This window comes from Proteus myxofaciens ATCC 19692 (assembly GCF_001654855.1).
GTDB lineage: Bacteria > Pseudomonadota > Gammaproteobacteria > Enterobacterales > Enterobacteriaceae > Proteus > Proteus myxofaciens.
In genome coordinates this window covers 1-21,030 of sequence record NZ_LXEN01000114.1, presented here as the reverse complement: position 1 = coordinate 21,030, position 21,030 = coordinate 1, and the positions used below count along the sequence as shown (strand labels likewise).

General features: G+C 37.4%; 17 protein-coding genes and 1 pseudogene. 14 read left to right on the top strand and 4 right to left on the bottom strand.

Features of this window, described 5'->3' with window-relative positions; translation table 11 throughout:
- Positions 1–19 precede the first annotated feature (19 nt).
- Positions 20–2,320, bottom strand: a pseudogene (gene mrcB, locus M983_RS12150) (bifunctional glycosyl transferase/transpeptidase); the annotation flags it as partial.
- 123 nt (positions 2,321–2,443) lie between these two features.
- Entirely contained in the window at positions 2,444–4,870 is a 2,427-nt protein-coding gene (gene hrpB / locus M983_RS12145; protein WP_066751161.1) for an ATP-dependent helicase HrpB, read from the bottom strand.
- 85 nt (positions 4,871–4,955) lie between these two features.
- Between hrpB and sfsA the strand changes: the two genes are divergently transcribed.
- The 7 genes from sfsA to panD all read left to right on the top strand — a co-directional run bounded on the left by sfsA (position 4,956) and on the right by panD (position 11,317).
- Positions 4,956–5,666: a DNA/RNA nuclease SfsA gene (sfsA, locus tag M983_RS12140; protein ID WP_066751158.1), complete on the top strand. Its 711-nt coding sequence runs from the start codon at positions 4,956–4,958 to the stop codon at positions 5,664–5,666.
- A 204-nt stretch (positions 5,667–5,870) separates the two neighbouring features.
- Positions 5,871–6,326, top strand: a complete 456-nt coding sequence (gene dksA / locus M983_RS12135; RefSeq protein ID WP_023580786.1) for an RNA polymerase-binding protein DksA — start codon at positions 5,871–5,873, stop codon at positions 6,324–6,326.
- Between the two features lie 546 nt (positions 6,327–6,872).
- Entirely contained in the window at positions 6,873–8,426 is a 1,554-nt protein-coding gene (pcnB, locus tag M983_RS12125) for a polynucleotide adenylyltransferase PcnB (RefSeq protein ID WP_210433245.1), read from the top strand.
- 4 nt (positions 8,427–8,430) lie between these two features.
- A complete protein-coding gene (folK, locus tag M983_RS12120) occupies positions 8,431–8,913 on the top strand; it encodes a 2-amino-4-hydroxy-6-hydroxymethyldihydropteridine diphosphokinase (RefSeq protein WP_066751230.1) in 483 nt (160 codons plus the stop codon).
- 315 nt (positions 8,914–9,228) lie between these two features.
- Positions 9,229–10,020, top strand: coding sequence for a 3-methyl-2-oxobutanoate hydroxymethyltransferase (gene panB / locus M983_RS12115; protein WP_066751227.1), 792 nt, complete (start codon positions 9,229–9,231; stop codon positions 10,018–10,020).
- 39 nt (positions 10,021–10,059) lie between these two features.
- Positions 10,060–10,911 carry a pantoate--beta-alanine ligase gene (gene panC, locus M983_RS12110; RefSeq protein ID WP_066751151.1) on the top strand — a complete coding sequence of 284 codons (852 nt, stop codon included), beginning with the start codon at positions 10,060–10,062 and terminating at the stop codon, positions 10,909–10,911.
- A 25-nt stretch (positions 10,912–10,936) separates the two neighbouring features.
- A complete protein-coding gene (gene panD / locus M983_RS12105) occupies positions 10,937–11,317 on the top strand; it encodes an aspartate 1-decarboxylase (protein ID WP_066751149.1) in 381 nt (126 codons plus the stop codon).
- Between the two features lie 135 nt (positions 11,318–11,452).
- Here panD and M983_RS12100 read toward each other — a convergent pair whose 3' ends face one another.
- Entirely contained in the window at positions 11,453–12,784 is a 1,332-nt protein-coding gene (locus tag M983_RS12100) for a D-serine ammonia-lyase (RefSeq protein WP_066751147.1), read from the bottom strand.
- Between the two features lie 425 nt (positions 12,785–13,209).
- Here M983_RS12100 and dsdC point away from each other — a divergent pair, with 425 nt between their 5' ends.
- Entirely contained in the window at positions 13,210–14,166 is a 957-nt protein-coding gene (dsdC, locus tag M983_RS12095) for a DNA-binding transcriptional regulator DsdC (protein WP_066751144.1), read from the top strand.
- 80 nt (positions 14,167–14,246) lie between these two features.
- A complete protein-coding gene (gene bla, locus M983_RS12090) occupies positions 14,247–15,104 on the top strand; it encodes a class A beta-lactamase (protein WP_066751141.1) in 858 nt (285 codons plus the stop codon).
- 111 nt (positions 15,105–15,215) lie between these two features.
- On the opposite strand, the gene gss is transcribed toward bla, so the two are convergent.
- Positions 15,216–17,093 (bottom strand): bifunctional glutathionylspermidine amidase/synthase, encoded by a 1,878-nt coding sequence (gene gss / locus M983_RS12085; protein ID WP_066751138.1) that lies wholly within the window; start codon positions 17,091–17,093, stop codon positions 15,216–15,218.
- Positions 17,094–17,646: 553 nt separating this feature from the next.
- Between gss and M983_RS12080 the strand changes: the two genes are divergently transcribed.
- From M983_RS12080 to M983_RS12060, 5 genes are all read left to right on the top strand, one after another.
- On the top strand, positions 17,647–17,934 hold the full coding sequence (locus M983_RS12080; RefSeq protein ID WP_066751135.1) for a helix-turn-helix domain-containing protein: 288 nt from the start codon (positions 17,647–17,649) through the stop codon (positions 17,932–17,934).
- Between the two features lie 303 nt (positions 17,935–18,237).
- Positions 18,238–18,795, top strand: coding sequence for an iron transporter (locus M983_RS12075; RefSeq protein ID WP_066751132.1), 558 nt, complete (start codon positions 18,238–18,240; stop codon positions 18,793–18,795).
- A gap of 75 nt (positions 18,796–18,870) precedes the next feature.
- Positions 18,871–19,218, top strand: a complete 348-nt coding sequence (locus tag M983_RS12070) for a cupredoxin domain-containing protein (protein ID WP_066751130.1) — start codon at positions 18,871–18,873, stop codon at positions 19,216–19,218.
- A 2-nt stretch (positions 19,219–19,220) separates the two neighbouring features.
- Entirely contained in the window at positions 19,221–20,054 is an 834-nt protein-coding gene (locus M983_RS12065; protein WP_066751128.1) for an FTR1 family iron permease, read from the top strand.
- Positions 20,044–20,961: an EfeM/EfeO family lipoprotein gene (locus M983_RS12060; RefSeq protein WP_066751126.1), complete on the top strand. Its 918-nt coding sequence runs from the start codon at positions 20,044–20,046 to the stop codon at positions 20,959–20,961. The genes M983_RS12065 and M983_RS12060 overlap by 11 nt, the downstream gene beginning before the upstream one ends.
- The last annotated feature ends 69 nt before the right edge of the window (positions 20,962–21,030 follow it).

Genomic DNA, 21,030 nt, shown 5'->3' with positions numbered 1-21,030 from the left:
TTACTGGGTCGAGCTAATGTTACTCAGAAAACATATCTTGTAGCCATTTAGGCGCCATGCTGTCATCGCTATTTTGTTCCACTGGCGCACATAAACTTTCTGGGTTTGATGTCCATACTGGTAATGTACGCACTCCGCTACCAGAGCAAATAAAATTACCATTAGCATCAATCGCCATATCAGTAATATCATCTGGTACTGGTGGATTTAATTTCAATGGCGCTTGGTTATTAAGATAGTCACGATAAAGTAATAGAGCACCTGTTGAACCCGTTAAATTTGTTGGTCCATTATTATCAAGCCCCATCCATGCAATGGTAACTTCTTTGCCATCAATACCTGCAAACCAGCTATCACGCAAATCATTCGTCGTCCCTGTTTTACCAGCAAGATTATAGTGACCAAATTTGGGTTTTAAGACTCGCTGAGCAGTACCTGAATTGACAACTTGTTGCATACCAAACAGTGTCATATAAGCGGCTTGAGGCGAAACGGTTCTTTCTGCTTGAGGGTAACTTTGATAAAGCACAGTACCATCTTGTGCGATTACAGAACGTAATGAAGACAGTTTTGCTCGATTACCTAAACTACCAATCGTTTGGAATGTTTGTGCCACTTCCATTGGGGTTAAGTTTAAAGCGCCTAATAACATAGCGGGTACTTTTTCTAGATTTTCAGCAGGTGCACCTAAATTTATCCATGTCTTAATGACATTATCTAATCCAACTTCTAGGCCAAGATTAACCGTTGGAATATTACGTGATGTCGCTAATGCATCCACCAGCATTAATCTTCCTTTATAACCGCGGTCATAGTTTCTTGGTGCCCAAGGTTTACCGCCTGGAATTGGCACTGAAATAGGTTCATCAGCAAGCCATGTATTTAAACGGAAACGATCTGGCTCACTTAATGCCGTGAGGTATGTTGCAGGTTTTGCAAGTGAACCAATAGAACGACGGGCTGAAAGTGCGCGGTTAAAGCCTGCATATTGTGGTTGAGATCCACCGACTAATGCACGCACTTCACCACTTAAGCGATCAACGACAACCATAGCGCCTTCAAGAGAGTCTATTTTGCGCACTTTACGAATATCAGCAACACCCTCTTCCACTGCTTTCTCAGCAGCATCTTGTGAGATAGGATCAAGCGTTGTGAAAATCTTCGTTCCTGATAAATCGTTAACTTTATCGCCTAATGTTGCTTGTAATTCTTGACGAACTAACTGCATAAAGGCTGGTTGAGGCGTTAATGCTTCACTTCTTGGCTTCACACCTAAAGGACGCGCACTAAGTACATCATAAAGTTCCTGGTCGATGATTTCTTGTGTTTGCAATAATTTCAACACGACATTACGACGCTCTAGTGCAGCTTTCGGGTTTCTCCATGGATTATATGCAGAAGCACCTTTGACCATTCCCACTAATAACGCTTGTTGATCAAGGCTTAACTCATCAACAGGACGACCGAAATAGTACAAACTTGCAAGAGGGAAACCGCGAATTTGTTCATCACCACTTTGCCCTAAAAAGACCTCATTAAGATACAGTTCAAGAATGCGCTCTTTACCATAGCTCGCATCCATAATGACAGCCATATAAGCTTCATTCAGCTTTCTTTTTAAGGTTTTTTCATTGGTTAGAAAGAGGTTTTTAACTAATTGTTGCGTTAGCGTACTCGCACCTTGTACTGTTTTACCCGCAGTAAAGTTTGCGAGAACAGCACGACCAATGGAGTAGAAACTAATACCATCATGTTCATAGAAACGACGGTCTTCTGTTGCAATTAATGTATCAACAAGTAACTGAGGAAATTTATCTCTTGCTAAGAATAAGCGTTGCTCACCATTGGCAGATTGCAGCATCGTAATCAGTTTAGGATCAAGACGGAAAAAACCAAATTGACGCTGATTACTCATATTGATGATACTCACTAAGGAGTTTCCCTCAAATGTGAGCTTCGCCATAATTTGATCTTCATGTCCATCAGGGAAATCGAAAGGTCGGCGTAGCATTTCTATCGTGTTATTTTTAACAACGAACTCGCCAGCACGTGTAATTTTATTGACATGACGATACTGCATACCTTCGAGTAAGCCTACCATCTCCTTTAGGCTATAATTCATTCCTGGTTCTAAATTAACAGTACGACCATACACAGCCGCGGGTAATTCCCACACATTGCCGTCTAAGCGCTCTTTAATTTGAGAATAGAGATAAACGCCATAAACTCCGACTAATACGGCAATGACGATAAGGATTTTTAACAATAGCCAAAAACGACTTTTTTTAGGCTTTTTGGCTGTTTTTTTCTTTCTACTCATGAACGATATCTCTCATTAAAACCCATTTATCCCCTAAAATAACAGGAATCAACATTGTCACTATTTTTCGGTGCTCTCACACAGGAAAGCTCTCAATTTACGGGTATTATTGATAAAATGATATTAACTCCACTTTTTTACGCGCCGTGTTGGTGCAGTATTCTCAGGGGAATCTGGCCATAAATGCTTGGGATAACGACCTTTCATCTCTTTTTGCACTTCTTTATAGCTACCTTGCCAAAATGTCGCGAGTGACGCTGTTTTTTGAATAGGACGCAGTGCTGGAGAAAGCAATTCCATTACTACAGGTAATAGACCATTCGCGACAACAGGACTTTGTTTTTCGCCATAAACTTCTTGAATACGAATAGCGATAATCGGCGGTAATTCCCTATCATACTTTATCGCAACTTTGCTCCCTGTTGGCGCTAAATAGTGCGTTGGAAATAGTTTATCTAGTAACTGATTTTCGCTCCACGTTAATTGATTTTTAATCATCATATTAATATCAATTTGTTGTAGTGCTTTTAATGATTGTATATCACCTAATTCTGGTAATAACCATTGCTGTAATGTTTCTAGTAAATCAGCTTCTTGTAAGAGAGGCAAATTAGCATCAGGGCACCATTTACTGGCTAATTCTAAACGAATAAACCACTGTAATGTTTCTTCATTTAATGAAAGTGATGCAAGCCCATTGTCGCGTACCCAATTTAGCAAAGCATACTGCATTTGTTGTTTATTTGGCTTTTCTAACTCAATTTGATCAAGCTTTAGCTTACCAATAAGGCGTTGCTGCCACGCGATTAGCGCCCCTCTTTTTCCATCCCATTCGACACGAGTATCTTGTTGAATAAGCTCGGGAAATTTTCTAGCTATCTCATTAATATCAATAGGTAATGCTAATAAAATACGAGAATCAGCATAATGCGCATTTTGAAGTAATAATGGCGCAATGATCCATGGCTCATTGCTCAGCATTTCATTGTTATCCATCATTACACCTTGTCCATTAGCTAATTGAAATCGACCTTGATTATCACGATTTTTAGCTATTCTATCAGGGAAACCAACCGCTAATAAATTCGCGAAAAGCTCATGCCTAAATGTACCTTTAATCCCTTTCGTTAGCTGTTTCTCTCGACGCGACCATTCAATATTCTTTTGTGATACAACGGCGTTAAAATGAACATGCCCTCTTGGCGGTGCTTCGAGTATGGCACATAAACGTGCTGCCGTGACAAGATGATCATCACTTTGCTGACTAGCATAATCTAATATTGCGGCTAAGCGAGGCTCTACACCCCACAAAGCCATACGAGTACCTCGTGATGTCAATCCACCATCACTATCAATTGCCCCTAAACGTACTAATAGTGTTTTAGCTGCATTTAATGCAGGTATCGTTGGCTTATCTAACCATAATAATTGGTTAATATCACGACATCCCCACTGCAATATACTAAGCCACAATGTACAAAGATCAGTGTTGAGTATTTCAGGTGGCTGGTAAACACAAAGGCGCTGAGCCTGTTCTTGACTGATTAAATGCCAGCAAATTCCTGCCTCTAATCGACCTGCTCTACCGGCTCTTTGTGTTTGAGATGATTGGCTAATTCGCTGACGAGTGAGTGTGGTAATACCACTTTTCACATCAAATTGTGCGCGTTTCTCAACGGTACTGTCCAAAACTAAGCGAATGCCTTCTATCGTTAAACTGGTTTCTGCAATATTTGTTGCAATTACAACTTTACGAAATCCTTGCTTAACGGGTTCTATTGCTTTTTGTTGCACCTCAAGAGATAGCGCACCATAAAGCGGAAAGAGTAATGTGTCATTAGTCACTTGCGTTTTTAAAAGCGCAGTAACACGTTCAATCTCGCCACTACCCGGTAGAAAAATTAACATTGAGCCAGTTTCTTGCTTCAGTAAACGCAAGGCCATCAATGCAACTTCTTGTTCAAAAGGCTGATGTGAAGAAATGGGATAGTAATGACGTTCTACAGGAAAACTACGACCTTGCGCACTAATAATAGGCGCATTAGGCAGTAAGGTATTGAGCTTTTGATAGTCTAATGTCGCTGACATAATCAAAATACGCAAATCATCACGTAACGCTGATTGAACATCTAGCAACAATGCGAGTGCGAAATCAGCCTGTAAGCTTCTTTCATGAAATTCATCTAATATGACTAAACTCACCCCTGTTAACTCAGGAGAATCTTGCAGCATTCGCGTTAAAACCCCTTCTGTCACCACTTCAAGCCGTGTATGTTTGCTCACTCGACTTTCCGCTTTCATACGATAGCCAATGGTATTACCTACTTCTTCATTAAGCTGTTTAGCGAGATAGTGAGCGATACTTTTTGCAGCAATACGTCTTGGCTCTAATAAAATGATTTTACCGTCAAAGAGCCTTTGCTGAAGTAAATAAAGGGGAAGTGCTGTCGATTTACCTGCACCTGTTGGCGCATAAAGTAATACCTGTAGGGATTGTTTTAACGCGGTAACAATATTTTCTGTTACATCAAATATTGGCAATAAATGCACACAAGCTCCATGATTCATTAACTTTCGCTAGAAGACATTGTAGCATTAGCCCCCAATTAAAGGATGTATTTTCACTGGAGTCACTATGAAATTTGAGCAACCCTTAAAATCGGCCACTTTACTAAAACGATATAAACGTTTTTTAGCAGACGTCGTAAAGGATAATGGGGAAGAATTCACCCTTCATTGTGCCAACACAGGTGCAATGACGGGATGTGCCACACCAGGTGATACTGTTTGGTATTCAACATCAACAAATACGAAACGAAAATATCCTTGTAGCTGGGAATTAACACAAACCCAAACAGGTGATTGGATCTGTGTCAATACGCTAAGAGCGAACACAATTGTTGCTGATGCTATCGAAGCAGGACATATTCCAGAATTATCTGAATATGATGAGGTGAAACGGGAAGTGAAGTATGGCAATGAGAACAGCCGTATTGACATTTTACTTAAATCAAATCATAACGTTGATTGCTATATTGAAGTGAAGTCAGTCACCTTGTTACAAGGTGGAATGGGATACTTTCCTGATGCGAAAACTGAACGTGGTCAAAAACACTTAAGAGAGTTGACCGCTATCGCAAAATCGGGCTTAAGGGCTGTTTTATTTTATGCAGTTCCCCATACTGGGATCACGGAAGTCGCTGTTGCTAAAGAGATTGACCCACACTATGCTTCATTGCTGGAACAAGCTGTTGATGCTGGGGTTGAAATTCTGTGTTATCGCATCAATATTAGTGACTATGATTTAACACTTGGGATGCAATTACCTTTTATTTCAAAAGGTTAATATATTTTCATGGTAGTAGTTAAGTTTTTTTTAACTAAAATGGCCTTTTTCCTTGAGAGCCTTCACACCATACGAAAACTTATTGAAGGAATAATTGCTATCCTCGCGGGCATCTGCTATTTATAGCGCCCTATTTTTTCCCTTCTAGTTTTATTGGTCGGGATTATTCAGAAATGCGTATGTAGGATATGTAGGAGAAGCATTATGCAAGAAGGGCAAAAGCGTAAAACATCGTCCATGAGCATTCTCGCTATCGCTGGCGTAGAGCCTTATCAGGAGAAAGCTGGCGAAGAGTACATGAACGAAGCCCAATTAGCGCATTTTAAGCTAATACTTGAATCTTGGCGCAACCAACTCAGGGACGAAGTCAACCGCACCGTTACTCATATGCAAGATGAGGCGGCAAACTTCCCCGATCCCGTTGACCGTGCTGCACAAGAAGAAGAATTCAGTCTTGAGCTGCGTAACCGAGATCGTGAACGTAAACTCATTAAGAAAATAGAGAAAACACTGAAAAAAGTCGAAGATGATGACTTTGGTTTTTGTGAATCATGTGGGGTTGAAATCGGTATTCGCCGTTTAGAAGCTCGCCCTACCGCTGATTTATGTATTGACTGTAAAACTCTAGCCGAAATCCGTGAAAAACAGATGGCTGGCTAATTAATGAGTCCACGCCTCAGTGCATCCCTGTACTGAGGCGCTTATCTGAATCTTCCAATGCATAAGATTACAGACCTTATAAGCGAAACAGGACGTTTGTCGCTATCATCATTGGGTAGCTTGGCTATAGCAAAACTCGCTTATTACCAAGTATACAAATCTCGAATTTTGCTCTTTCATATCACTTTGGATGTCAAAATACGAGAAAACCTTAGCACGACTTCCTCTATAATTTTTATCTTAGATAATCATAATATGTTATCAATGAAGATTAATGCCTATCTTTTGGCTAATCTACATTCAAAGTCTGTTATTATTGATATATTACAATTGATTAATGAGATAGTAATAATGGGTTACCAATACAATTTACCCATATTAAAAAGAGAGATTATTGCAATTGTGGTCTCATTGATTATCTAATAACAAGATAATCATTAGCGATATGATGAATAAACCACACAAAGCATTCTCAAAAAATGTTCAGTAGGCTATGATTAGCCGCTTAATTTTATAATTATTAGATTTTATTATTCGAGGTGTCATATTTTTAACCGAGTAGCACATTTCTGCCGTAATCTACTAGGGCGACAAACACCGTCGTCAGATACACAATCGGTAGCAAGTGAAAGGCCAGTCACTGCATCTGACCAACCTAAACAAGAAACACAGAAAACTGTGCGTCGGCGTCCTGCCTTATCTGCAGACCGTCCCCGTAATAAAAAGAGTAATAAAGAAAAGGCGAACGGGAGTGATTTGCCAATGACAGTGATCCCAAGAGATCAACACCCTATTTCACGTAATGATATCAGCGATAATGCACTTAAAGTTCTCTATCGTCTAAATAACTCGGGATTCCAAGCCTATTTAGTTGGCGGTGGTGTACGTGATTTATTATTAGGGAAAAAACCCAAAGATTTTGATATTGCAACAAATGCGACACCTGAAGAAGTTCGTCGTTTATTTCGTAATAGTCGTTTAGTCGGTCGACGTTTTCGACTTGCCCATATAATGTTTGGCCCTGAAGTGATAGAAGTGGCAACATTTCGTGGTTCTCATGAAGATCATGACGTTTCAGACAACAACCAATCCCAGCAAGCTCAAAGCGGTATGTTATTACGTGATAATATCTTTGGATCTATTGAAGAAGATGCCATTCGTCGTGATTTTACGCTAAACAGCCTCTATTATGGCGTTGATGATTTCGCAGTACGTGACTTTATTGGTGGGCTTGCTGATTTGAAAGCCGGTATTATTCGCTTAATTGGCTCACCAGAAACACGTTATCGTGAAGATCCTGTCAGGATGCTCAGAGCTATTCGTTTTGCCAGTAAGCTCGATATGCGTATTGCGCCTGAAACGGAAGAACCCATTAGCCGTTTAGCGCCACTTTTACGTAATATTCCATCAGCGCGTTTATTTGAAGAATCGCTGAAATTACTACAAACGGGTCATGGCTATAAATCGTATACATTAATGCGCCATTATCAGTTACTTGAGCCTCTTTTTCCATTAGTTGCGTCAGGAATAACAGAGCAACAAGATACACCAATGGAGCGAATTATAGAGCAAGTGCTGAAAAATACAGATTACCGTATCAAAAAAGAGATGCGCGTTAATCCAGCCTTCTTGTTCGCGGTAATGCTTTGGTATCCATTAGTTGAACATGCTGAAAAATTAGCGCAGGAAAGTGGTCTTTCCTACTATGATGCATTCTCAATGGCAATGAATGATATTTTAGATGAACAATGTCGTACTATTGCGATACCAAAGCGTATTACAACAACGATGCGTGATATCTGGCAATTACAGCAACGTTTACCTAAGCGTCAAGGACGTCGTGCTAACAAGTTACTTGAGCATCCTAAATTCCGTGCAGCTTTCGATTTACTGGAATTGCGTGCCAATGTACAACGAAATCCAGAGCTACAAGCACTTGCTTCGTGGTGGGCTGATTTTCAATCATCCAATAATACACAACAACGTTCAATGGTATCTGAATTAGGACAAGCGCCGGTTCGTCGTCGTCCTCGTAAACGTCCTCGTCATCCTCATGCTAAATCCGCATCATCACGACATGAGAATAATAACAATGAATAAACCTATAAAACGTGTTTATCTCATTTTGGGGAGTAATTTAAATGAGCCAGAAGAGCAAGTAAATTCAGCAATTAAAGCGATAAGCGAGCTCCCACTCACCATGTTTATCGCACAATCGCCTTGGTATCGCACACGTCCTATGGGGCCTCAAGATCAACCTGATTACCTCAATGTTGCACTTGCGATTGATACCGAATTAGCACCAGAAGCATTGCTTGATAACACGCAAGCTATCGAACTCACACAAGGCAGAGTAAGAAAAGAAGGCCATCGCTGGGGACCGAGAACGCTTGATATTGATATCATGTTATTTGGTGATGAAATTATCAATACTGAGCGCTTAACCGTGCCTCATTATGGGCTAAAAGAGCGTGAATTTATGCTCTATCCTCTTGCTGATTTAGCGCCTAATTTATGTTTTCCTGATGGTGAACGTTTAGCGGATAGATTAGCGCTAGTGCCTAAAAATGGTATGGAAATTTGGTAATTAATACCTTATAAAGTAGGTTGATACTATTCGCAACTCCCGCTGTATCAACCTTGTTCTGTCCCCCTTTCCTGCAATTTACATCTCTTTTTTATCGCCTACTTATTGTTCTCTAACATCTTGATATTCATAAAAACGTATTATAAATCTCTCTTTTTCATTACCAAATTAACTACTTTCTCTTCGCTTTTATAAGTTAAATGCTACAATTTGAAAGGCTTTATTTATTTTATGTCACATTTTCTTTAATAAACAAATAATTAAGTGAGATAAATAATTACCCTTACACGCAAACACACCACGGAGTTTATGACAGTGAAACCAACGACACTTTCAACGCTTAATCGCTATAAGCAAGAAAACAAAAAATTTGCCACTATTACCGCTTATGATGCGAGTTTTGCTCGTTTGTTTGCCGAAGAAGGCATACAAGCTATGCTGATTGGTGATTCATTAGGAATGACACTACAAGGTCATGACAGTACTCTGCCTGTTACTATAGAACACATTGCCTATCACACACGTTGTGTTAGAGCAGGAGCACCACAGGCATTTTTGATTGCTGATATGCCTTTTATGTCATACTCGACTCCAGAGCAAGCTTGTCTTAATGCTGCAACCTTAATGCAAGCAGGCGCTAATATGGTCAAAATTGAAGGTGGTAGTTGGTTAATACCAACCGTTAAAATGCTAACAGAACGCGCAGTGCCTGTTTGTATTCATTTAGGTCTGACACCGCAATCTGTAAATGTTTTTGGCGGTTATAAAGTACAAGGTAGAGATGAACAAGTAGCAGAACAGCTAAAACAAGATGCGATAGCACTTGAAAAAGCCGGTGCTCAATTAGCCGTTTTAGAATGTGTTCCTGTTTCCTTAGCCAAGGCCATTACTGATACCGCGATAATGCCGGTTATTGGTATTGGCGCAGGAAATGTTACTGATGGACAAATTCTGGTTATGCATGATTTATTGGGATTAACACCCAAACCACCTAAATTCTCTAAAGATTTCTTACAAGAGGCTGGAACATTACGTAAAGCAGTAAGACTTTATGTTCAACAAGTTGAACAAATACAATTTCCACAAGAACAGCATTCATTTAGCTAATTTATTATCTAAATTCATCTATTTCGAAGGAGTTACACCATGCTAATTATTGAAACTGCGTTTATCTTACGTAAAGAAATTAAACGATTAAAGCAAGAAGGTAAACGTATTGCACTGGTGCCTACAATGGGAAATCTTCATGATGGTCATTTAAAACTCATTGAAGAAGCTCGCATTCATGCTGATATCGTAATTGCCTCTATTTTTGTTAATCCTATGCAATTTGATAGAGAAGCCGATTTAGCAAGTTACCCTCGTACATTACAAGAAGACTGTGAATTATTACGTAATAAAAAAGTCGATATTATCTTTGCACCATCAGCAAAAGAGATGTATCCACATGGCATGGAAAGCCAGACTACTGTTGATGTACCCGTACTTTCTACAATATTAGAAGGCGCTAATCGTCCTGGTCATTTTCGTGGTGTCACAACAGTTGTAAATAAACTATTCAATTTAGTCCAACCAGATGTTGCTATGTTTGGTGAAAAAGACTATCAGCAGTTACAAATCATTAAAAAAATGGTGAGTGATTTAAGTATGGAAACCAGCATCATTCCTGTACCTATTGTTCGTGATAAAAATGGATTAGCGTTAAGTTCGCGTAATCGTTTATTATCAGAAACTGAAAAACAGCAAGCGCCTGTACTTTATAAAGCCATGCAAGAAATTGCAGAACAACTAAAATCAGGAAATCATGATGTAAATCAGCTACTGCAAAATGCAAAAGCAACACTAGAGACTCAAAGTTTTCGTGCTGATGAATGTTTCATTTGTGATGCAGATACGCTAAAACCGCTTGATGAACAAAGCCGTCGTGCCGTGGTCTTAATGGCAGCATGGTTAGGCAATACTCGACTGATTGATAATCAGCAAGTTAATTTAGTCTAATTTAATAAAAACAGGAAACACAACAATGTTACGCACAATGTTACAAGGGAAACTTCATCGCGTAAAAGTCACACAAGCCTACCTTCATTACGAAGGATCTTGCGCTATCGATCAAGACTTTATGGATGCGGCAGGGATCCTCGAAAATGAAGCGATTGATATTTACAATGTAGACAACGGTGAACGCTTTTCAACTTATGCCATTAGTGCTGAAAGAGGATCACTTATCATTTCAGTTAATGGCGCTGCTGCTCGTCGTGCAGCTGTTGGTGATCGTTTGATAATCTGTTCTTATGTACAAATTCCTGATAGTGATGCTCGTAGCCATAAACCTAACATTGCCTATTTTGAAGGTGATAATGAGATGAAACGTATCGCTAAAGCCGTACCTGTTCAGGTTGCTTAAGCACAAACTACCATCATTTTGTATAAACGGATGTTCCCTGTTTATCGCAAATATTCATCACTGGCTTAATGGATAACGAATATAACAAAGGCACTCATTTAAGTGCCTTTTCTGTTTAACAAACTTATTTGAGAATTATAAATTGCCCTGAGAAAGATATTTTTGCATTTCATCCGAAGGCACCATACCACCTCCTGTTGCCCATACTAAATGTGTAGCATTTTGCATTTTATGGCTATCTAGCGATAAACGTTGCAGATATTCTTGCCCACGAGAAATATGGACTGCCCCCATCATTCCTGCAAGTGCAGATGGCTCTAATTGAATATTCTCTTCTTTATAAAGAAGGCTCAGTAAACCATAAAGCTCTTGGTCTGATATTGTGTAATAACCGTCAATTAAACGTTCCATAGCGCGACCTACAAAGCCCGATGCTCTACCAACTGCCAAACCATCAGCCGCTGTCATATTATCAATACCAATTTCTTGTACTGAAATACCATCATGCAATTGAGTATGTACGCCTAATAACATACATGGTGAATGCGTTGGCTCTGCAAATAGGCAGTGAACTGCATCACCAAATGCGAGTTTCAGTCCAAAAGCGACACCACCAGGACCACCACCGACACCACAGGGTAAAGAAACAAAGAGAGGATGCTCACTATCAACACGAATACCCTTTTCTTTAAATTGCTGTTTTAAGCGTAAACCTGCCACACCATAACCTAAAAAGAGTGTTTTAGAATTTTCATCATCAATAAAAAAGCAGTGAGGATTTTTTTGTGCTTCTTTTCGGCCTTGCTCTACTGCAATGCTATAATCTTGTTCATATTCAACAACATTGACACCATGAGAACGAAGTTTATCTTTTTTCCACTGACGCGCATCAGCAGACATATGAACACTCACACTAAAACCTAATTTTGCGCTGATAATCCCAATTGACATACCTAAATTACCGGTAGAGCCGACAGCAATACTATATTGACTGAAAAAATCACGAAATTTATCTGAAAATAAAATTTCATAATTATCTTCTTTCGTTAATAACCCTGCTTTAATCGCTAATTTTTCAGCATGAGTTAATACTTCATAAATACCACCTCTTGCTTTAATTGACCCAGAAATAGGTAAATGACTGTCTTTCTTTAAGCGTAATTGCCCTGTAATTGGAGTTTGATAACGCGCTTCTAATGCCTTTTTCATGTGTGGAATATCCACAACCTCAGACTCAATGATACCTTTAGTCACCGCCGTTTCTGGAAATGCTTTGACTAAGTAAGGAGCAAAACGCGTTAATCTCTCTTGAGCATCAATAACATCCTCTAACGTTAAACCAACATAAAAAAGTCCTTGGTCAGCAGTTGTTATATTTGGGTTAAACCACACCACTTCTTTTAAATCCACTAAATCTTTTACCAATGGAAAATCATAAATAAGTTTTTTTACATCTCGTTGAGTCATAATTTTTTCTCTTATATGAAAAAAGAACGTATAAAAGTGCCACCAAATTCAACGGTTTTATTTACATCCCAGTACCGAAAAAAGAGGGTGAAAAGGAAAGCTAACAAAAGGATAAGACTTAAATTTTGTTATAGTAAATACGATAAGCAAGATATTAATAATAAGGATGCTGAGTACTAAAAGTATTGAATGCATATATCCATCTAAAATATTTTATGTATTGTTAAACTTATTGAATACTATTAATCAAGGACTGACAAATGAGAAAATTAGCGTTGAGGTGAATTTATTTCATCTCAATAAGTGATAATATCCACAAATAAATACGAGATATAAAAATCCTAAACAACAATCAGCTTAATGTTTTCTTTATTATTAATTAAAGTTATATTTAATCGAATAAATATAGAGATATGAAATAAAAAATGTTGAGAACATCCCCTATTCTACTAAGAAATCAACGATTAACGAGCCACCAATTAGCACGACTTCATACCTTTGAAGCAACAAGCCGTCACCTTTCTTTTGCATTAGCAGCACAAGAGTTATCACTAACACCTAGTGCAATTAGTCATCGTATTAATACATTAGAAGATGAACTCGGCATTAAACTCTTTAACCGCTTTCACCGCAGAATTGAGCTAACCTGTGAAGGTGAACGTATTTATTGGGCATTAAAGAAAATGCTAGAAGATATTAATCAAGAAATTCTCGATATCTACAATCAAGAAGCTTCTGGCATATTAACCATCTATTCTCGCCCTTCTATTGCACAATGTTTATTAGTGCCTCATATTGCTGATTTTATTCAACATTACCCTTCTATTGAGCTGAATTTGCTGACAGGTAACGATGATATTAATTTTCGTGGCTACGGCATCGATCTTGCTATTTACTTTGATGATAAGCATTTAAAAAATCTTTATTATGAAGATCTCATGTCAGAATCAATCATTCCTGTTTGTAGCCCTAAATATGCACAAGAGCATGAATTAATGGGTAATCCTCATCATCTTGCAAATTGTACTTTATTGCATGATAGACAAGCTTGGGATCATATTTCTGATTTTGATGAATGGCGAGCATGGAGTGAATCAAAAGGATTATCTTTATTTCCTCATCGTGGAAATATCTGTTTTGATCGTTCTGATCTTGCTGTTATCGCTGCAATTAATCACGCGGGTGTTGCCATGGGAAGAACGCGCTTAATACAAAAAAAACTCGCCGATAAAGAATTAATTATTCCTTTTAAAAATAGTGAGTTTCTCTGCTCTCAGCGTTATTACTTTGTCACTCGTAATGAAAAACATAATGTTAAAGTTCAGCTATTTATTCAGTGGCTAAAAGATAAAGTTAAAGAACCATTACTCTTATCTAAATAAACAGACGTAGTTATCTAAATTCACTTAAACATGATATTTACTAGTATCACCGTAAATTAATAACAGGAAAATATATTAATATGAGATTTTTTCGTTTATTCCTTATTCCATTATTTGCTGCATTTTGTCTACCCACCTTTGCTACTCAAGAAACAACCTTTGATAAGGCCAAAATAACAGAGAGTCAACTTAATGGACGAGTAGGTTATACCGTACTTGATCTAACCAGCGGGAATATACTTGAAAACTATCGCGCTAAAGAACGTTTTCCTATGATGAGTACTTTCAAAGTGCTGCTATGTGCTGCTGTATTATCACGCGTAGATAACGGTCAAGAGCAACTCGATCGTCGTATAAAGTATAATCAAAATGACTTAATCGAGTACTCACCTATTACAGAACAACATATTACCGATGGTATGACTGTGGGTGAACTATGCGAAGCCACGATAACTATGAGCGATAATACAGCCGCTAATTTGTTACTGACCACAATTGGTGGCCCACAAAAACTCACCGAATTTTTGCGTAAAACTGGCGATCAAACTTCTCGACTTGATCGCAATGAACCTACCCTCAATGAAGCCTTACCTGGCGATGAGCGTGACACGACAACACCGGAGGCAATGGCTAAAACATTACATGAGTTGTTAACAGGTAAAACACTGACAGCAAGCTCACAGCAACAATTAATGGATTGGATGATTGCAGATAAAGTAGCACAGCCACTTTTACGCTCAGTGCTTCCTACAGGATGGTTTATTGCTGATAAAACAGGTGCAGGTAAGCATGGTTCTCGTGGCATTATCGCAGTAATGGGGCCAGATAAGAATTCAGCTCGCATTATCGTAATCTATTTAACTGAAAATAAAGCAACTATTACTGAGCTTAATAAATATATTGCAGAGATAGGAAGCTCACTCATCAAGAATTGGTAATTCTCAGAAAAAATTCGATAATACTTAAGCTGAAGTGCTCATCAATAATAGCTCTACAATTATTGAGAGCACTTCAAATAAAGTGAATTACGTTATCAATATAATCCCTATTTATTTCTTAATAAAATGCTTATCTTCCACAACAATTAATGGCTCGATATCACTTTCTTTTTTAATCACAAGTGTCGGATCAGAACGTAAACAACAACCACCATAGTGTCCACCTACCGTAAAGGTACATACTTGAATATAGCGATTAGCCACTTTTGGTAAACACCATAATTCCTGATAAATATTTTCTCGGTGAGAGAACTTACCTAACGTTTCATCTAATACTTTTTCTTGATGATCAACCAAACCAATATTACTACCACAACGCCCTGCGATAGGTTTTACAGCATAACCACTTTCAGTTAATCGAGGGGTTATCGTAAAATCGGTATCCAATAGATACTGATTATCAGGAAAGAGTTGCCATAACACAGGTAAAATTGCTTTATTACTAGGAATTAATGTCCACAGTGGCTCAAAAACCGTAATTTCAGGACGCAATAAGACATCAACAAGGCGTACTTCATCTTCAGGATGCCCAGTACGAATTGGAATTAGTGCTTGTTGCTCACTTTCTTCACGTAGTTGATCTAACGCGGTTTCCCAAGCCCATGTTTTCCATACGCACTCAAGTGTACGCTTATCCGCATCAATTAATTGGCCTTGCTCATTCCAATGAAGCTCATGCAAACCCCGTAAAATCTTACTTTGATAACCTGCTTGAGTTAATGATTTTTGAATAAATAATGCATGGTAATCTTCTTCGCTATCATCATCTTGAAGAATATGAACAAATGGTTTAGCGTCGCTATGTTTCCATGCCTCTGATAAGGCATCAAGCAAGCGTTCTCCTGGATTAAAACCTGAGTTAAGGCCACTTTGTTTTGTCCATTTATCAAGAATTAATCCAGCCTCTGTATGGCATGAGGCAGAATCAGCATTATATTCATAAACTTTTATCCCTCGCTCATCCATACAAAAATCTAATCGTCCTGTGATCATTTGATGGCGTCGATGTTGCCAAGATAAACGAATTCTTGGCCATAACACTTCAGGAATATCAAACAAACGTAGCAAGCTATCATCTTTCAATACTTTTTCAGTTGCATGTAAATACATTAAATGCATTTCATTACTGGCACGAATAAGTTCCTGCTCTGCGCTTTCTGAAATTGTGAAATATTCATAGCTATTTTGATTAATAATATGACCGTGTTCAGCAAATACATAAGCTTTTTCTACAGGATCTGTTTCATCTAACCATTTGCCATCAAATTGACCTTTATTTTCAAGATGAGCAGCATGGATAGCGAGGTATTCTGGAGCAACTTTGGGTTGACTAAGACTATAAGCATTAGGTGCGGTTTGTATCATCCAACCTAATAAAGTAGTGTTATCAAATGTATCATGAATAAAGTAACCCTCTTCATTCACGGTTAATGGCAATTCACGTGTCCATTGCTGACCTGCGGGTAAGCGAGTGTGAATAACATTTTGCTCAGCGATACGTACCTTATCAGTTAATATCTCAGTAATGACAGCAACATGGCCTGTTGTTTTAAACTCGCCGCCTTCTTGCCAAATTAATAATGAACCTACCGTAGGTGATTGCTTGCAGCCATTTTCAAATGCTTGAAAAGGTAAAATATCATCATCAATAGTCTTACGCAGAAAGCGTAAAGAAAAAATTTCATAAGCCATGCCTACATCAGTAAACACGGTGCCATAATGCAAGTAGAGAAAACGCCTCGCGAACTCAACACATTGCCATTTATGTCCCATATATTCATTACCAATATAACTGCGGAATGAATCATTAGCGGCATAGTCTTCTTTATCGATACTGCTATAATCTGAAGAATAAATCGCAACACCACCTGGCGCATAGCCAAGTAATGTTCCAAATGGTTCGTGACGAATTATCTCTTTTACATTCATAATATTGGCCTTGATGATAAATTAATAATTACCTGTAATACTTATAACACTTTTAAGTATTATCGATAATCATATTAACCCCATATATCCTGAGAAGTGAATGCTATTTTATTAATTTTAATCAATTGTTATTTCAGAAAAAGAGAATAAAAAAACTCAAAAATAGTCGCTTATAACACGATAAACGATATTTTTGAGTATAATCAGTCAAAGAGAGCTTTATTATTGTAATAACTCTATTATTTACTCTTTATTAATCAAAAATACGAGTACAAATAATGCCAATAGTTAGGTTTGGATAATATATCGCACTGTTAATCAAAATATAAATTATTAACATACTAAAAATTGATTATTTTAATAAATAATTTAGATGAATTTAATTTTAATATATTAATAACTATAAATATTTTAAAAAATTGGCCGATAACACTCCTAGATGAATTAACTTAGTAAAATAAGTAGTTCCACCTATTTAAAGATTTCATCACAAAAGCATAGATATTCAGTTGTTGAATATTTTTGATAGTTGATAGGAAGAATGAGGTCACTAATGTCAAAGGTTTATCCTATTTCTCAAATTATTGGGCATAAAATTCGTAAACAACGCCAACAACTTCGTTTATCAGCAAAAGTTGTTGCCCAACAAGTCGGAATTAGCCAACAACAATTTTCACGGTATGAGAATGGGCTATGCAAAATTGATGTTGATATGCTATTTCATATTGCACAAGAGCTAAAAGTTGCCCCTACCTTTTTTTTGTCTCCCTCTGATGAGCAATTATCGACAACAACTCTAGCTCAATCTAAATTATTTTGGAATGCACAAAGCCAAATCTAAAAATCAACATGGAAATCATTCCTTTAACATGTTTATCATATTGGCGAGATTTCCATGTCATCCACAAAAAAACCATAAAATTTTTCTGGTATAATTACGTAATTTAATCACTTCTTTCTACATTCCCTGTCTAAAAGAACAAATTTTTTTCTTTTATAAAAGAAAGAATTAACATTATTAATGGCTACATAACCTTAAATATAAACGATATTTTTCGTATTAAGATACCCTTTTTTCATTAAAAATATGTGCTAATCTCTACGAGAATAATAACAATTATCATTTAATCATTAAGGCCTAAACATGAAAAGTCGCTATGCTCTTCCTTTGACTGCTTTAGCATTTCTATCTACATCTGCTATAGCTCTAGAATATCCAGTTGGTCACCCTGTTAACAAAAACGGAATGGAAATCCAAGGGGTTTATTTACAACCTATCACGATGGATATTGAAGAAACACAACATGCAATGCATCACCTCGCAGCTGATAAAGCCGATATCCATTTAGAAGCAGATATTCACGCCACAGAAGATAACCCTAATGGTTTTGCTGAAGGTGATTGGATACCGTATCTCACCATCGAATACACTGTTACAAAAAAAGATGCACCAGAGAAGAAACAGCAAGGTACATTTATGGCAATGGTGGCAAATGATGGTCCACATTATGGTGAAAATCTGAAATTAGATGGTAATGGTAACTATAATGTTACCTATAAAATTTATCCGCCATCATACAATAAAGAAATTGCTTTTGGTCGCCATATCGACAAAGAAACGGGTGTAGCGCCTTGGTTTGAGCCGTTTGAAGTATCTTGGGATTTCACTTATAGCGGAACGGGTCGTAAGGGAAGCTATTAATAGACCTTGTTATTTTAACGGATAAATTCACTTTAGTGGATTTATCCTTTTTATCTTTATATCAGTGAAACACTTATGCTAAAACACCTTTATAAGTCCATGTTATTAGTGTTGATAATAGCCACCAGCTCCGTATTTGCAGCGGAAAAATATACCGTTGAACTTGAAATGAAAGATGGTGAACTTATTCCACAAACACTCGAAGTACCTGCCAAAACGCCTATCAGAATAAAAATAAAAAATACAGGTACTAGCCCCGTTGAATTTGAAAGTACTCAATTACGAAAAGAAAAAGTATTAGCACCTGGTGCAAATTCAGTTGTTGTTATTGCACCATTAAAACCTGGTCGTTATACCTTTTTTGATGACTTCCACTTGTCTCATCCTCAAGGTGAGATTATTGCTAGTGAAAAGGCGGATTAACCATGGGACAAGTTTTATTTGTTGTTTGGCGAGAAAGCTTTGAAGCACTTCTTGTTATTGGCATTATTTATGCCTGGATAAAACGCTCATCAGCACCACAGCAAAAAATGAAATATCTTTGGGGTGGAGTTGGATTAGGTTTATTACTCGCTATTCTCTTAGCATTAAGTATTTATGGTATTTTTAGTTCATTAGAAGATATCTGGCAATCCCTTTTTATGATTGCTATGGAAATACTCGCTTGTATCTTAATTGTGCAAATGGTTTATTGGATGAACAAGCAAGGTAAATCATTAAAAACCAATATCGAAAATGAATTAACGGAAAAAACACAGCAAAGTGCATGGGGTATTTTATTTATTATCGCTATTGCTATTGCAAGAGAAGGAAGTGAAGTTGTTGTATTTCTTTCAAGCCATATCATGGCATTAAATTCACAAACTGCATTGCCATTCTTTATTGAAGTGGGTTTAGGTCTGCTTATTGCCGCATTTACTCTCTGGTTATTCTTATTAACCTCAAAAATCATCTCATGGCGCTATTTCTTTGTTGTAACAGGCGCTTTATTATTATTCCTTGCGGTTTCTTTGTTATTAAAAGCGGTAGAAGAAATTGTAAATATTTTCATTGAGTTTGATATCGACTTACCTGATTTCCTGATTTATCCAGTCTGGGATATGAGCCATATTCTTGATGATTCGAGTGTCTTTGGTAATTTCCTTGTGTCATTTTTAGCATATCGCTCTCAACCCATTGGTATAAGCGTTGTCACCTTTATTATTTATTGGATTATTGTTGCGCTGATATTTAAATGGGGTCGACGTAATGCGAGATAATGATCACCAAAGAAAAGGTTTAAGCCTGCTATTGGTATTACTATTTTCTTTACCTGTTAATGCAGAAAAGATAATTCAAGGCGTGATACAAAATGGTGACAATATTATTGTTGCTAAAGGCGATATTCCAACACCTGATAAATTTAAAAATAATATATTAAATTATCGACAAAAAGCAGTTGAGCAATTAATACAAGTAGAGCAAGCACTCGATAAACTCATTATCAGCAGTGAAAATAATGCGCTTAATGATGCACAAAATTACTATCAACAAGCGCATTATCACTATGAAATGGTACGCCCTATTATTGCCCTATTTGGTAATACTGAGCGTTTATTAAATAATCGGGCTGATTTTTTTCCTGAGGGTGAAAACTCACCTCGTTTTTCTGGTTTTCATTTAGTGGAATATCAGCTTTTTGTTTTAAAAGATCTGCCAAAAGTAACTCAATCAGCAAAAGCATTACAGCGTAATATTCAGGATCTAAAAAAACGATTAGAAATTGAAGATATTCCTATTCCTAAATTAGTGCAATCTGCTGACGATAGCTTAGAACTTATTTTAATTGATAAACTTGCTGGCGCTGAAAACCGTTATGCGCATAGTGATTTAGGTGATAGCTATGCCAATCTACAAGGATCACGTATCATTATTGAGATCTTAGCAGAGCATATACCTCCCAAAGAATATCAATCGATCATTGCGCAATATGACAAAATAGGTGATCAACTATTAAAATATCAGCGAGATACGGGATTATTTGAACCATTAGATACACTTTCTGAAAATGAAAAAAGCTGGCTTTTTTCTCAAATAACTCAACTAGCTGAAAAGATAGCGACATTACGTGGCACACTTAATATTGATGTTTACTATCACTATAAGGAAAGCGGTGATGAAAAATAAACGGCTACTCAAACCTATAGATCTTAGTAATATCAATTTAGATAAACGTAATACACTAAAATGGCTAGG

Excerpts from the sequence above, each read along its gene's own strand:
- sfsA (WP_066751158.1), top strand. The coding sequence starts at position 4,956 with ATGAAATTTGAGCAACCCTTAAAATCGGCCACTTTACTAAAACGATAT.
- dksA (WP_023580786.1), top strand. The coding sequence starts at position 5,871 with ATGCAAGAAGGGCAAAAGCGTAAAACATCGTCCATGAGCATTCTCGCT.
- panC (WP_066751151.1), top strand. The coding sequence starts at position 10,060 with ATGCTAATTATTGAAACTGCGTTTATCTTACGTAAAGAAATTAAACGA.
- panD (WP_066751149.1), top strand. The coding sequence starts at position 10,937 with ATGTTACGCACAATGTTACAAGGGAAACTTCATCGCGTAAAAGTCACA.
- M983_RS12100 (WP_066751147.1), bottom strand. The coding sequence starts at position 12,784 with ATGACTCAACGAGATGTAAAAAAACTTATTTATGATTTTCCATTGGTA.
- dsdC (WP_066751144.1), top strand. The coding sequence starts at position 13,210 with ATGTTGAGAACATCCCCTATTCTACTAAGAAATCAACGATTAACGAGC.
- bla (WP_066751141.1), top strand. The coding sequence starts at position 14,247 with ATGAGATTTTTTCGTTTATTCCTTATTCCATTATTTGCTGCATTTTGT.
- gss (WP_066751138.1), bottom strand. The coding sequence starts at position 17,093 with ATGAATGTAAAAGAGATAATTCGTCACGAACCATTTGGAACATTACTT.
- M983_RS12080 (WP_066751135.1), top strand. The coding sequence starts at position 17,647 with ATGTCAAAGGTTTATCCTATTTCTCAAATTATTGGGCATAAAATTCGT.
- M983_RS12075 (WP_066751132.1), top strand. The coding sequence starts at position 18,238 with ATGAAAAGTCGCTATGCTCTTCCTTTGACTGCTTTAGCATTTCTATCT.
- M983_RS12070 (WP_066751130.1), top strand. The coding sequence starts at position 18,871 with ATGCTAAAACACCTTTATAAGTCCATGTTATTAGTGTTGATAATAGCC.
- M983_RS12065 (WP_066751128.1), top strand. The coding sequence starts at position 19,221 with ATGGGACAAGTTTTATTTGTTGTTTGGCGAGAAAGCTTTGAAGCACTT.
- M983_RS12060 (WP_066751126.1), top strand. The coding sequence starts at position 20,044 with ATGCGAGATAATGATCACCAAAGAAAAGGTTTAAGCCTGCTATTGGTA.